The following is a 13,428-nucleotide window of genomic DNA, read 5'->3' as shown; positions in this document are numbered from 1 at the left end:
GAGCCCTGCCCCCACCTGGGGGCAGGGCTCGACTGTCCGGCACCTCCCACCCGGGACCGCGGACGAGCGCGACGAGCGGCTGTCCACAGATCGTCGTGGTGGGTCACCCGCGTCTGACGGCTGACCGAGGGTGGGCCGGTGGAGACCTTCATGCTCCCCGGCGTCCTGCGGCGCATCCGCCGGGCCGCCGACTGCTCGCAACGTGAGCTGGCCGAACGGATCGGCACCTCGAAGACGGCGGTGGCCGCGGCCGAGAAGGGCACCCGTGACCTCCCGGTCACGCTCCTGGCCCGGGCCGCGGCCGCGGCCGGCTGCCGCCTGGCGGTCCTCGACCCGTCGGGTGCCGAGCTCGCACCGATGCGCGAGGACACCGTCCGGGACGGCGCCGGGCGCCTGATGCCGGCCCACCTGGACACCCGGCACGGGGACGAGGACTGGTGGGGCGGCGAGCACCGCCCACGGCTGCGTGCACCCCGGTACACCTACGACCTGGACCGCCGGGTGCGTGACGGGCGGCGGCGCCGAGAGGTACCGCCCGACCACCACCGGCCGGCTGCCGGCGACTCGCTCGCCGACCGCGCCGCGGCCCGGCGCGCGGTCCGCGCGGAGGCAGCGGCGCGGGAGCTCCGGCGTCGCTTCCTGGCCGGCGAGCTGCCCTCCTCACCGCCCGACCCCCCGTGCAGCTGCCCCGCGGCCTGCGACGCGCTGCTGGACACCGACCTGCGGGTGCCGCACGTCGAGAGGTGCGCCTGCCGGTGCGACGTGGGCTGAGGGGACAGCGCGCCCGGTCCCACCGCGGTCGGACGACCCCGGTGTGTCCGCGGGCAGCCGGGCCCTCGACCGGCCGTCCGGGGCCGACGGCGGACGCGACGAACGGGCCGGCGCCTCCGGCGGCCCTGCCGGCGACCGCCCCCGCTGCTACCGTGACCCTGTGCGCGGCCTCCTCCTGCTTACCCGCCGCGGCGAGGCCCTCTCCTAGGTCGGCTCCCTCGTCGCGGGGTTCGCGCGTCCCCAGCGCCCGCTGACCGCTTCCCGGAGCCGTGTGCACCACGGCGACCGCAGCACCTGGAGCCCCCATGAACGAGTCCCACCCGCACGCCCGCAACCCCCAGCGGCCCTCGCCGATGCCGATCGGCAAGTACGCCCCGTTCACACCGATCGCGCTGCCCGACCGCACCTGGCCGGAGAAGGTCACCACGGCCGCCCCGCGCTGGTGCGCCGTCGACCTGCGCGACGGCAACCAGGCGCTGATCGACCCGATGACCCCCGACCGCAAGCGGCGGATGTTCGAGCTGCTGGTCCGGATGGGCTACAAGGAGATCGAGGTCGGCTTCCCGGCGGCCAGCCAGACCGACTACGACTTCATCCGCCTGCTCGTCGAGGACGACCTGATCCCCGACGACGTGACCGTCCAGGTGCTGACCCAGGCCCGGGACGAGCTGATCGAGCGCACGTTCGAGTCCCTGCGCGGGGCCGAGCAGGCGATCGTGCACCTGTACAACTCCACCTCCACCCTGCAGCGCCGGGTCGTGTTCAACTCCGACCGCGCCGGGATCACCGACATCGCCGTCCACGGGGCGCAGCTGGTGCGCAAGCTGGCCGAGCAGGCCGGCGACACCGAGATCCGCTTCGAGTACTCCCCCGAGTCGTTCACCGGCACCGAGCTGGAGTTCGCCGTCGAGGTCTGCAACGCGGTCACCGACGTCTGGGAGCCCACCGTCGACCGGCCGACGATCCTCAACCTGCCGGCGACGGTGGAGATGGCCGAGCCGACCGTCTACGCCGACCAGATCGAGTGGATGCACCGGAACCTGGCCCGCCGGGACGCCGTCGTCCTGTCCCTGCACCCGCACAACGACCGCGGCACCGCCGTCGCCGCCGCCGAGCTGGGGTACCGGGCCGGCGCGGACCGGATCGAGGGCTGCCTGTTCGGCAACGGCGAGCGCACCGGCAACGTCGACCTGGTCACCCTGGGGCTGAACCTGTTCAGCCAGGGCATCGACCCGCAGATCGACTTCTCCGACATCGACGACATCCGGCGCACCGTCGAGCACTGCAACCAGCTGGGCGTGCACGAGCGGCACCCCTACGGCGGCGACCTGGTCTACACCGCCTTCTCCGGCTCCCACCAGGACGCGATCAACAAGGGCTTCGCGGTGATGAAGGCCGACGCCGAGGCCGCCGGCACCACCGTGGACGAGATCCCGTGGGCCGTGCCGTACCTGCCGATCGACCCCAAGGACGTCGGCCGCAGCTACGAGGCCGTCATCCGGGTGAACAGCCAGTCCGGCAAGGGCGGCGTCGCCTACATCATGAAGACCGAGAACCACCTGGACCTGCCGCGCCGGCTGCAGATCGAGTTCAGCGCGGTGGTGCAGCGGCACACCGACGACGAGGGCGGCGAGGTCACCGCCGCCCAGATGTGGACGGCGTTCAGCAGCGAGTACCTGCCCGACGCCGATGCGCCGTGGGGCCGGTTCGCCCTCACCGGCCACGAGCACACCGCCTCGGGCAACGGACCGGACCAGATCAGCGTCCAGCTGATGGACCGCGGGGTGCCGGTGACCGTGCAGGGCCGCGGCAACGGGCCGATCGCGGCGTTCGTCGACGCGCTGCGCAGCGTGGACGTCGACGTCCGGGTGCTCGACTACGCCGAGCACGCGCTCAGCGCCGGGGGTGACGCCCGGGCGGCCTCCTACGTGGAGTGCGCCGTGGGTGAGCGGGTGCTGTGGGGTGTGGGCATCGACGAGAACATCCTCACCGCCTCGTTGCGGGCCATCGTCTCGGCGGTCAACCGCGCCGAGCGCTGACCGCACGTGCCGGTGGCCGGCGCGGCGTCACGCCGTGCCGGCCACCAGCACCGCGGCGGCCTCGTCGAGGGCCTGCCGCACCCGGGCCCACGACACCCAGCTGGCTGCCTCCCCCAGCAGGACGACCACCCGGCCGTCACCGAGCACGCCGGCCGAGTGCAGGTGCCGCTGCCCCGCGACGCAGCACATCCAGCCCTGCTTGACCGCCACCTCCCCGCCGGTGCCGCCGGCCAGCAGCCCGAACCGCTGGTCGAAGCCGTCGGCCGCGGTGGCGGTCACGCCGCGCATCCACGCCAGCAGCGCGGCGGCACCGGGCGCTCCCGCGGTCAGCGCGGCGAGGAACCGGCCGGTGTCCGCGGCCGACATCGACGCCTCACCCCACTGCCCGGGACGGGCCGGTGGCGTGGTGCCGGTCAGCCCGAAGGTCGCTGCCGCGGACCGGACGAGGTCGGCCCCGTCGTGGGCGTCCCAGAGCAGGCTCATCGCCGTGTCGTCCGAGGCGGTGATCGCCCGCTCCATCCGGTCGAGGTCGCCCGGCCCGAGCGCGAGGACGCCGACCTCTGCCCTGGCCAGCAGCTGCTGGACGACCAGCAGCTTGACCAGCGAGGCACTGGGGACCGGCTGGTCGGCGGCCGGCGTGCTGATGAGCACCGATGCGTCCCGGTCCAGCACCACCGCCTCCAGCGCGACACCGGCCGACCGGCCGGCGGTCTGCAGTGCGACCAGCACCGCGTCCCGGTCGACGAGAGGCACCGACGGGGCCGGTGGGCTCGGCCTGGAGGGTCCTTCCACCTGACGGACCGACGGCACCGGACCTGCGTCGTCCAGGGTCCGGGCGGAGCCGGCGGAGCAGAGCGCCGGGCTGACCAGCAGGCCGGCGACCAGCGCCCCGGCGACCGCGACGATCCCCGCCCGCGTGCGGCGCCCGGCCATGCCCCGATGGTGCGCCCGCCTGCCCCCCGTCGCCACCGTTCCCCGGCGGCACAGCGCCGCGCCGGCTCCGGCCGCCGCACCGCGGGCAGCCCGCGTCCGGGTCAGTCGGGCAGGGCCTGGTCCAGGTCGTCCGGCGTCCGGGGGTCGTCGGTCCGCCGGGTGTGCTCGGGAGCATCGGCGGGCTGGTCGCCGCTCATGCCCTCCTGCCCGGCGCGCAGCTCCGCCCCGCGTTGGGCGCCGACCAGCTCGTCGACCACCAGGAGGTCCCGGCGCACGTGCCGGCGGCGGTAGGCGATCCGGCTGACCATGTGCGCGTTGACCGGGGCGGTGATCAGCTGGAACGCCGCGACCAGCAGCAGCATCCAGGTGGCCGACCAGCCGGTGAGCCGGATCGCCCCACCGACCATGATCAGCAGCACGCCCATGACCTGGGGCTTCGTGCCGGCGTGCATCCGGGAGAGCACGTCCGGGAACCGCAGCACACCGAGCCCCGCGGTCAGGCAGAGGAACGCGCCGACCAGGAGGCAGCCTGCGGCGACCCAGTCGGCCACCGAGTCGAAGTCGTTCACGGAGTCCCCTCCCGGTCCTGACGGGCACCGGGTGGGGCCAGCCCGGACTCCTCGCCGTCGTCGGTGGGCGAGCGCATCAGCATGCCGCCGACGTAACGGGCCACGGCCACCGAGCCCACGAACGCCAGCAGCGAGACCACCACCAGCACCGGCACGATCGTGGGGTCGCGGTGCAGCGCCGCGTACACGGCCAGCCCCGCGGTGATGATCACCAGCAGCGTGTCGGTGGCGACCACCCGGTCCAGCAGCGAGGGCCCGAGCGCCAGCCGGACGACCGCGAGCACGGCACCGGCCCCGAGCAGCGCGTAGACGACGAAGGAGAAGACCGTCACCGCCGCACCTCCCGGCCGTCCGGTCCCGGGGCCGGCTCCCCGGCCGGGCCGTCCTGGTCCAGCCGGGCGATGTCCTCCGCCGTCCCGAACGCGCGGACGACCCGGTCCTCCATCGTCAGCACCCCGGCCCGCTGGTGCTCCACGTCGTCGGCGTCGTCCACGTGCAGCAGGTGGATGCCGAGGGTGCGGCGTGGCCGGTCCAGGTCGAGCACGATCGACCCCGGCACCAGGGTCAGCGCCTCGGCGATGAGGGTCAGCAGCAGGTCGGAGTCGGTGCGCAGCTGGACGGCGATGATCGCGCCCTGCTCGATGCCACTGGGCCGGATCGCCTGCCACGCCACCTGGGCACTGGAGACGACCAGGTCCTTGAGGAAGTAGCCGGCGAAGACCACCAGGGCCACCGGGTGCACCCGCGCCCCGCCGACGACCGCGGGCAGCGGCAGGACGTTGGTCACCAGGACCGCGACCAGGACCCCGGACAGCAGGTTGGCCCACGACCAGGTGCCCCACAGCAGGATCCAGACGAGCACCAGCCAGGTCAGCACCGGCAGCTGGTGCCGCAGCCGGAGTGCGCCGCTCATCGCCCGGCCTCCGCGTCGTAGACGGCCTCGAGGTAGGGGACGCGGTCGAGCAGGTCCCGCGCGGCCCGGTCGGTCATGCCGTACAGCGGGCCGGCGACCACCGTCAGCCCGACGGTGAGCGCCACCATCACCGCGGTGGCCGCGGTCATCACCGCCGGCAGCGGCTGCAGCGACGGCTCCCGGTCCTCGTCGCCGCCGCTGGGCCGGCCGTCGCCACCCCCGGGCGCCGCGGTCGCCACGGCGACGTGCCGCGCCCAGGCGCCACGGCGGCCCGTGCGGCGGGCCGTGCTGGTGGAGGTCGCGCCCCCGGCCGGCTCGTCGACGTCGGCAGTCTCGTCGTCCGGCTCGTCGGTGCCCGGCGGCACCTCGTCCGGTCCGTCGTCGGGGCCGGCGTCGCGGGCGGCGGCCGCCGCGGTGTCCGCGGCGGGGGCCTGCGCCGGCGGCCGCCAGAAGGCCCGCGTCCAGACCCGGGACATAGCGACCAGGGTCAGCAGGCTGGTGACCACCGCCCCGCCGACCAGCACGTAGGCCCCCCAGCCACCGTCGGCGACCCCGGCACCGAGCAGGCCGACCTTGCCGATGAAGCCGGAGAAGGGCGGGATCCCGGCGAGGTTCATCGCCGGGACGAAGAACAGCACGGCCAGCAGCGGGGACGCCGTGGCCAGCCCGCCCAGCCGGTCGACCGCCATCGTGCCGCCACGCCGCTCGATCAGCCCGGCGACGAGGAACAGCGTGGTCTGGATGGCGATGTGGTGGACGACGTAGAAGACGGCTCCGGCGAGGCCGGCCGCCGAGCCCAGCGCGATCCCGAAGACCATGTAGCCGATGTGACTGACCAGGGTGAACGACAGCAGCCGCCGGATGTCGCTCTGCGCCACCGCGCCGAGGATCCCGATCACCATCGTCGCCAGGGCGGCCCACATCAGCACGTCTTCCAGCGCACCGTCGGGGAACAGCAGCGTCTGGGTGCGGATGATCGCGTAGACACCCACCTTGGTGAGCAGGCCGGCGAAGACCGCGGTGACCGGCGCCGGTGCCGTCGGGTAGCTGTCGGGCAGCCAGGCCGAGAGCGGGAAGACCGCCGCCTTGATGCTGAAGGCGATCAGCAACAGGCTGTGCAGCAGCAGCTGGGTGCCCTCGGGCAGGTCGCCCAGCCGGCCGGCCAGCTGCGCCAGGTTCACCGTGCCGGTCGCGGCGTACACCAGCCCGATCGAGGCGAGGAAGAGCAACGAGCTCAGCAGGCTGACCACCACGTAGGTGATGCCGGCGCGGATGCGCGGGGCCGAACCGCCCATGGTGAGCAGCACGTAGCTGGAGGTGAGCAGCACCTCGAAGCCGACGTAGAGGTTGAACAGGTCGCCGGCCAGGAAGGCGTAGCTCACGCCGGCGATCAGCACCAGGAACGTCGGGTGGAAGATCGACAGCGGGGTGTTCTCGTCGCCGTCGGCGGTGCCCTGCCCGACCGCGAACACCAGCACGCCCAGGCCGACGGTGCTGGCCACGACGAGCATCAGTGCCGACAACCGGTCGACCACCAGCATGATCGCCACCGGCACCGGCCAGTCGCCGACGGCGACGGCGGCGGCCCCGTTCGCGTCGGCGACCAGCAGCAGCGCCACCGAGACGGCGACGACCGCGGTGAGCACCAGGATGCTGACCGTGCGCTGCAGCCGCGCGTGCCGGCCGACCAGCAGCGCGGCGGCCGCACCCAGCAGCGGCAGCAGCACCGGCAGCGGCGCCAGCACCCCGATCACGACCGGCCCCCACGGGTCGGCGGCAGGGTGATGTCGTCCGAGGGGCCCCGGTAGCGCTGGGCGAGCCGCTCGGCGACGTCCGCGTCGGAGGGCAGTGCGTTGCCCTTGCCGGCAGGCCGGTCCTCGGTCGGGAGGTCGTCGGGGTCCATGTCGTCGGCGTCCATGCCCTCACGGGTGGCGACCCGGCGGTCCTCCTCGTCGACCTCGATGACCTCCTGGCGGACCAGCTGCCACGACCGCTGCACCATCGCGAGCAGGAACGCGGTCACCCCGAAGGTGATCACGATCGCGGTCAGCACGAGCGCCTGCGGGAGGGGGTCGCTCATCTCCTCCGCCTCGGCGTAGCCGAAGACCGGCGCGAGCGCGGACGGGCCGCTGGCGGACAGCAGCAGCAGGTTCGTGGCGTTGCCCAGCAGCAGGAACCCCAGGATCACCCGGGTGAGGCTGCGGTCCAGCAGCAGGTACACGCCGGCGGCGTACAGCCCGCCGATCACGACCGGCAGCACGACGGTGGGGGTCATCGGACGATCACCTCACCGGGCGCGGCGTCGACGGGGTCCTGCTCGTCCTCCTGGCGGTCCTGCTCCGCGCCCAGGCTGCGCAGGATGTCCAGCACCAGACCGACCACGATCAGGTAGACGCCGATGTCGAAGAAGAGCGCGGTCGGCAGGCTGACGTGCCCGAGCACCGGCAGGTCGGTCTGCAGGTAGGCCGACTCGAGCACCTGCCCGCCCAGCAGCAGCGCGGTCACCCCGGTGCCACCGGCGAACAACAGGCCGGCGCCCAGCAGCAGGCCCGGGTCGACCGGCGCCGCCTCACCGAGCTCGTAGCGCCCGCCCGCCAGGTAGCGGAGCACCAGGGCGAGGCCGGCCACCAGACCACCGGCGAACCCGCCGCCGGGGTCGTTGTGCCCGGAGAAGAGCAGGAAGAGCGAGAACACCACGATGGTGTGGAAGAGGAACCGGGTGGCCACCTCGAGCACCACCGACCGGCGCTGCGGTGCCAGGGTCGAGGACGCCGAGAGCCAGCGGCTGCGGGGCGCGCGCCGTGCGTCGCTGGGGTCCCCGCCGGAGGTGTGCTCCTCGGAGGCCCGGTCGACGGCACCGGTGCGGCGCCGCAGGAAGACCAGGCTGGCCACCCCGGTGGCGGCCACGACCAGCACCGACAGCTCGCCCAGGGTGTCCCAGGCCCGGATGTCGACCAGGATCACGTTGACCACGTTCTCCCCGTGGCCCTCCTCCAGCGCCAGCTGGGGGATGTCGGCGGAGACGGGCGTGGCCGTGCGGGCGCTCAGCGCCGCGGCACCCACCCCGGCCATCACCAGGCCGACGGCGACGGCGATGACCGCGCGCACCGTGCGCTCGGCGGGCCGGTGCCGGTCGCCGATGTCCTTGGGGAGCCGGCGCAACACCAGCACGAAGACGACGAGGCTCAGCGTCTCGACCAGGAACTGGGTGAGCGCCAGGTCCGGGGCGCCGTGCAGCACGAACAGCAGCGCCAGCCCGTACCCGGTGATCCCGACCGCCAGCACCGCCGACAGCCGCTGGCGCAGCCGCAGCGTCAGCGCCGCGGCGATCAGCACGACCGCGCCGACCAGCGCCTGCAGCGGGGTGTCCCAGGCCCGCCACTCGTCCGGCCACGGCGTGCGCGCCAGCAGCACCCAGCCCGGCAGCAGCAGGACGACGACCAGGATCGTGCCCAGGTAGGTGGGCAGCGAGCCGCGCTGCGTCGTCCCGGTGACCAGGACGGCGACCCGGTCGACCGCCTGCAGGGTGTTCCAGTAGCCCTCGTCGGCGGAGGCGCCGACGGCCAGCCGCTGCTGCAGGCGGTTGAACCGGGAGCGCAGCGCGAAGATCGCGGCACCACCGAGCAGGGTGACCGCGGACAGCGCGAGCGCCGGCTGCAGCCCGTGCCACAACGCCAGGTGCTCGGCCTCCGGGGCGATCAGCGGCAGGGTCTCGGCGTAGCGGACCACCAGGTGGTCCAGCAGCGGGCTCGCCGGGCCGGCGGCCAGCCCGGCCAGCGCCAGGACGGCCGGCGCGGTGAGGAACAGCGGCCCCGGGTGGTGCTCCAGCTCCTCCGGCGCGGTGTCGGGCAGCTCCGGCTTGCGGGCGAACGCGCCCCAGAGGAAGCGCGCGCAGTAGGCGGCGGTGAACACCGAGCCCAGCACCAGGCCGACCAGGACGACGACCGCGGTGACCCGGTCGGGCAGCCCGCCGTCCCACAGCGCGGTGAAGGCGGCCTCCTTGCCGACGAAGCCCAGGAACGGCGGCAGGCCGACCAGGCTGGCCGCGGCCAGCGTGCCGATGCCGGCGAGCACCGGCATGCGGCGGCCCAGCCCGGACAGCAGGCGCAGGTCGCGCACCCCCGTCGCGTGGTCGACCACCCCGACGGTGAGGAACAGCGTCGACTTGCTCAGCGCGTGCGCGACCGTCATGGCCAGGCCGGCCGCGGCCAGCTCCTCGCTGCCGGCGCCGACCATGGTGATCAGGAAGCCCAGCTGGCTGACCGTGCTGAACGCCAGCAGCAGCTTGAGGTCGTTCTGCCGCAGCGACCGCCAGCCGCCGATCAGCATGGTGGCCACGCCCAGGCCCAGCACGATCGGCCGCCAGCCGGGCACGTCGGCGAAGCCGGGGGCGAGCCGGGCCACCAGGTAGATGCCGGCCTTCACCATCGCCGCCGCGTGCAGGTAGGCGCTGACCGGGGTCGGCGCCTCCATCGCGGCCGGCAGCCAGAAGTGGAAGGGCACCATCGCCGACTTGGTCACCGCACCGGCCAGCACCAGCACCGTGCCGGCCACCAGCACCGGGCCGCTGCCCGGGTCGGCCACGATCGCCGACAGCAGGCGGCTGCCGCTGGCCGCGGAGACCATCAGCAGCCCGACCAGCATCGCCAGCCCACCGGCCGTGGTGAGCAGCAGCGCCTGGCTGGCCGCCCGCCGCCCGGCCAGCTTGGCCCCCGACCCGCCGATCAGCAGGAACGAGAAGACGGTGGTGAGCTCCCAGAAGACGTAGAGCACCAGGACGTCGTCGGCGAGGACCAGCCCCAGCATCGAGCCGGCGAAGGCGGTCATCACCCCGGCGAACCGGCCCACGCCCTCCTCGTCGGGCTCGAAGTAGCGCGCGCAGTAGACCAGCACCAGCGCACCGACCCCGGTGACCAGCGCGGCGAAGGTCAGCGACAGGGCGTCCAGCCGCAGCGCGATCTCCAGGTCCAGGGCCGGGATCCAGGAGAGGGTCTGCCGGACCTCCTCGCCGTCGACCACCGGGCCCAGCCGGGTCAGCACCCAGCCGAACGCCGCGCCCGGGGCCAGCGCGAGCGCCAGGAACGCCTGCCGGCCCCACCAGCGGACGAGCAACGGTGCGGCGAACGCGGCGACGAGGTGGAGGAGCAGCAGCAGGCCCAACGGGTCCCTTCCGGTCGTCGTCGGCCGGGCGTGCAGGTGCACGCACCGCAGATCGGCGCGATCGAATCGTTGCGCCCCATCTTCCCGGTGATCGCCGTCCCCGGCGACTCGGGAGATCATCGACCGGGGGTCACCGGCCGGGCGTGACCAGGCCGCTCTCGTAGGCGAACGCGACCGCCTGCACCCGGTCGCGCAGGCCCAGCTTCAGCAGCACCCGGCTGACGTGGGTCTTCACCGTCGCCTCGCCCAGGTACAGGCGGCCGGCGATCTCGGTGTTGGACAGCCCGGCGGCCACCAGCGCCAGCACGTCGGTCTCCCGCTCGGTGAGCTGCGCGAGCGCCGCGGCGCGCACCGGGTCGGGGGCCGGCGCGGTGGCGAAGGACTCGATGACCCGCAGCGTCACCGCCGGGTCGAGCAGCCCACCGCCGTCGGCGACGGTGCGCACCGCGGCGACCAGGTCCTCCGGCGGGGCCACCTTGAGCAGGAACCCGCTCACCCCCGCCCGCAGCGCGGCGCTCACGTACTCGTCCTCGTCGAACGTCGTGAGCACGACCACCCGGGTGGGCAGGCCGGCAGCGACGATCCGCCGCGCCGCCTCCAGCCCGTCCACGCCGGGCATCCGGACGTCGAGCAGGACGACGTCCGGGCGCAGCGCGGTCACCACGCGCACGCCCTCCGCGCCGTCGGCTGCCTCACCCACCACCTCGACGTCGGGCTCGGCGGCCAGCACCATGCGCAGGCCGGTGCGCACCATCGCCTGGTCGTCGACCAGCACCACCCGGATCGTCACCCGGCCACCGCCGCGGCGCGCACCGCTCGCACCGGGAAGCTCGCCCGCACCCGGTAACCGCCCCCGCGCACCGGCCCGACCTCCAGGCTGCCGCCGGCGACCGCGACCCGCTCCCGCATGTGCAGCTGCCCGAAGCCGCCCGGTGCGGCGTCCACGACCGCACCGGTCACCCGGGGCCGGCCGTCGTCGGTGACGGTCACCGTGACCCGGTCGGGTCGCCAGCCGACCTCGACCCGGGTCGCGGCCGCCCCGGCGTGCCGGACGACGTTGGACAGCGCCTCCTGCACCACCCGGACCGCCGAGACGTCGACCAGCTGCGGCAGCGGCACCGGGTCGCCGGTGACCTGCAGCTCGACGGGCACGCCACCGGCCCGCAGCTCGTCGAGCACCGCGTCCAGCCGGGTCAGCGACGGCTGCGGCGCGGGTTCGCCCGTGGCCGGCTCGCGGAGCACCCCGACGACCCGGCGCATCTCCTCGACCGCCTCCCGGCCCAGTCGTTCCAGGCCCAGCAGCACCTCCTGGGCCTCGGGCCGGTCGGGCAGCAGCCGTCGCAGACCGCCCATCTGCAGCACCATCACGCTCACCGAGTGGGCGACCGAGTCGTGCACCTCCCGGGCGATCCGGGCCCGCTCGGCGACCGCGGCCGCGGTCGCCACCGTCTCCTGCTGGGCGGCCAGCCGCGCCGCCAGCACCTCCAGCTCGCGGGCGCGCTGGCGGGACTGGCGCACGAGCGCGCCGACGCCCCAGGCGACCCCGGTGACCAGGAGGTAGAAGAAGCCCTCCCACGGCGAGTCGGAGAACAGCAGCCCGGCCACCAGCACCAGCGCCGTCGCCGCCAGGGCAGCCAGGACGCCGCGGCGCACCGGCAGCACCGCCGCGGCGTGGCCGACCAGCACGGCCATGCCGATCAGCTGCGCACCGCCCGGTCCGGGTGCGCCCAGCGCGAAGTTGCCCAGCACGGTCGCCGAGCCCAGCAGCGCCGCCGCCGTCGGCCAGCGCGGGCAGCAGGCCAGCAGCAGCCCCACCGCCAGCCCCGGCAGCACCAGCGCGAGCTGCTGGCGGAAGAAGGTGTCGATCGCCGACTCGAGCACGGCCATGCCGGCGATCAGCGCGCCCACCGCGGGCCAGGCCCAGCGGCCGGCGGAGCGGACGTCCCAGCGCGGCATGCGAGCACGGTAGGGGGCCCGGAGCCGGCCGGACATCCCCCGCGCGACGGACCCGGGCGCCGTCCCCGTCCCCCGCCCGGCGGACCCCGGTCGGTGCGTGCGGACGGACGCCGGCCACCCCCCGCCGTCCCTAACTTCCTCGCCGACACCGCGACGAGACGGTGCACCCCCGATGCGAGGACGGACGATGACCACCCAGCTCCCCACCCCCACCGGCCGGCCGGCGCCCACCTCCGGCGCCGATCGCCCCACCCGCGGCACCGCCGCCCGGCTGCTGCCGATCGCCGGCGGCGCCCTGGTAGCCGGCCCGCTGCTCTACGTCGCGGGCATGGCCACCTCGCCGACGGCCGACTCGATGGCCCCGGCCGACTACATCGAGTCCCTGGCCCGCGACGAGGGGCTGACCGCGCTGTCGGCGCTGCTGCTGCACTACGGCAACCTGCTGCTGGCGCTGGCCTGGCTGGCGGCACCGGCCCTGGTCCGTGGTCGCCGGGGCGGCACGCTCACCCTCGTCGGTGCGCTGCTGTCGTCCCTCGGGCTGGTGAGCGTGACCGGCCTGGTGCTGTCGGACTTCTGGACCGGTGCGATCGGCCGCGAGCTCGACCCGGCGACGGCGGAGTCGCTGTTCACCACGGTCGAGGGCTCGGCCGGGATGGGGGTCGTCGGCACGCTGACCCTGTTCGGGCTGATCGGCCCGGTCGTGGCCCTGGCCGGTCTGGCCCGGGCGGGGGTGATCAGCTGGTGGCTGCTGGCCCCGGCCGTCGCCTCGCTGGGGCTGTCGATGGCGTTCCCGTTCCAGCCGCTGCTGTTCGCGGCGTTCGCCCTGCTCGGCGCCGTCCCGACCGTCGTCGTCGGACTGCGGCTGCTGCAGCGCTCGCGGGCCGGTGCCGCCTGACGCACCGTCCTCCCCCAGCGACGGCTGTCCCCCCGCACCGACGCTGGTGCGGGGGGACAGCCGTCGATCAGGTGACTCGAGTTCAGGCGGTGCTTGCAACACCCTGATGGAGGGGTGTGCTGGTGGCGGTCACGCGGGAGAAGGAGCGGGCGTTCTGGCGGGCGGTGGTCTGGGAGGGCGCGTCGACATCGG

The 13,428-nt window shown here is 74.8% G+C and carries 12 protein-coding genes; 3 read left to right on the top strand and 9 right to left on the bottom strand.

From position 1 onward, the window contains the following. Nucleotides 1–138: 138 nt before the first annotated feature. Nucleotides 139–771 carry a helix-turn-helix domain-containing protein gene (locus ACJTNH_RS20430; RefSeq protein WP_458179058.1) on the top strand — a complete coding sequence of 211 codons (633 nt, stop codon included), beginning with the start codon at nucleotides 139–141 and terminating at the stop codon, nucleotides 769–771. A gap of 305 nt (nucleotides 772–1,076) precedes the next feature. Next, nucleotides 1,077–2,810 (top strand): 2-isopropylmalate synthase, encoded by a 1,734-nt coding sequence (leuA, locus tag ACJTNH_RS20425; RefSeq protein ID WP_458179056.1) that lies wholly within the window; start codon nucleotides 1,077–1,079, stop codon nucleotides 2,808–2,810. Nucleotides 2,811–2,837: 27 nt separating this feature from the next. Here leuA and ACJTNH_RS20420 read toward each other — a convergent pair whose 3' ends face one another. The 9 genes from ACJTNH_RS20420 to ACJTNH_RS20380 form a co-directional block, all read right to left on the bottom strand. Continuing rightward, nucleotides 2,838–3,743 carry a serine hydrolase gene (locus ACJTNH_RS20420; protein ID WP_458179054.1) on the bottom strand — a complete coding sequence of 302 codons (906 nt, stop codon included), beginning with the start codon at nucleotides 3,741–3,743 and terminating at the stop codon, nucleotides 2,838–2,840. Nucleotides 3,744–3,844: 101 nt separating this feature from the next. Then, nucleotides 3,845–4,312, bottom strand: coding sequence for a monovalent cation/H(+) antiporter subunit G (gene mnhG, locus ACJTNH_RS20415; RefSeq protein WP_458179052.1), 468 nt, complete (start codon nucleotides 4,310–4,312; stop codon nucleotides 3,845–3,847). After that, nucleotides 4,309–4,644 carry a monovalent cation/H+ antiporter complex subunit F gene (locus ACJTNH_RS20410; RefSeq protein ID WP_458179050.1) on the bottom strand — a complete coding sequence of 112 codons (336 nt, stop codon included), beginning with the start codon at nucleotides 4,642–4,644 and terminating at the stop codon, nucleotides 4,309–4,311. Before ACJTNH_RS20410 ends, mnhG begins: the two co-directional genes overlap by 4 nt. Further along, nucleotides 4,641–5,225, bottom strand: coding sequence for a Na+/H+ antiporter subunit E (locus tag ACJTNH_RS20405; RefSeq protein ID WP_458179048.1), 585 nt, complete (start codon nucleotides 5,223–5,225; stop codon nucleotides 4,641–4,643). Before ACJTNH_RS20405 ends, ACJTNH_RS20410 begins: the two co-directional genes overlap by 4 nt. Continuing rightward, complete coding sequence (locus ACJTNH_RS20400; RefSeq protein ID WP_458179046.1) at nucleotides 5,222–6,979, bottom strand: Na+/H+ antiporter subunit D; 1,758 nt, start codon at nucleotides 6,977–6,979, stop codon at nucleotides 5,222–5,224. Before ACJTNH_RS20400 ends, ACJTNH_RS20405 begins: the two co-directional genes overlap by 4 nt. After that, nucleotides 6,976–7,500 (bottom strand): Na(+)/H(+) antiporter subunit C, encoded by a 525-nt coding sequence (locus tag ACJTNH_RS20395; RefSeq protein WP_458179044.1) that lies wholly within the window; start codon nucleotides 7,498–7,500, stop codon nucleotides 6,976–6,978. The genes ACJTNH_RS20400 and ACJTNH_RS20395 overlap by 4 nt, the downstream gene beginning before the upstream one ends. After that, the gene (locus tag ACJTNH_RS20390) at nucleotides 7,497–10,385 is read right to left on the bottom strand and encodes a Na+/H+ antiporter subunit A (RefSeq protein ID WP_458179043.1); all 2,889 of its coding nucleotides are present in this window, start codon (nucleotides 10,383–10,385) and stop codon (nucleotides 7,497–7,499) included. The genes ACJTNH_RS20395 and ACJTNH_RS20390 overlap by 4 nt, the downstream gene beginning before the upstream one ends. 130 nt (nucleotides 10,386–10,515) lie before the next feature. Further along, complete coding sequence (locus tag ACJTNH_RS20385; RefSeq protein ID WP_458179041.1) at nucleotides 10,516–11,175, bottom strand: response regulator; 660 nt, start codon at nucleotides 11,173–11,175, stop codon at nucleotides 10,516–10,518. After that, nucleotides 11,172–12,341 (bottom strand): sensor histidine kinase, encoded by a 1,170-nt coding sequence (locus ACJTNH_RS20380; protein WP_458179039.1) that lies wholly within the window; start codon nucleotides 12,339–12,341, stop codon nucleotides 11,172–11,174. The genes ACJTNH_RS20385 and ACJTNH_RS20380 overlap by 4 nt, the downstream gene beginning before the upstream one ends. Nucleotides 12,342–12,528: 187 nt before the next feature. On the opposite strand from ACJTNH_RS20380, the gene ACJTNH_RS20375 reads away from it, so the two are divergent. Further along, complete coding sequence (locus ACJTNH_RS20375) at nucleotides 12,529–13,236, top strand: hypothetical protein (protein WP_458179037.1); 708 nt, start codon at nucleotides 12,529–12,531, stop codon at nucleotides 13,234–13,236. Nucleotides 13,237–13,428 lie beyond the last annotated feature (192 nt).

Source organism: Modestobacter lacusdianchii, from assembly GCF_054177765.1.
Note: the sequence above shows the minus strand (reverse complement) of the source record. Positions and strands in the feature narration are given on the sequence as shown.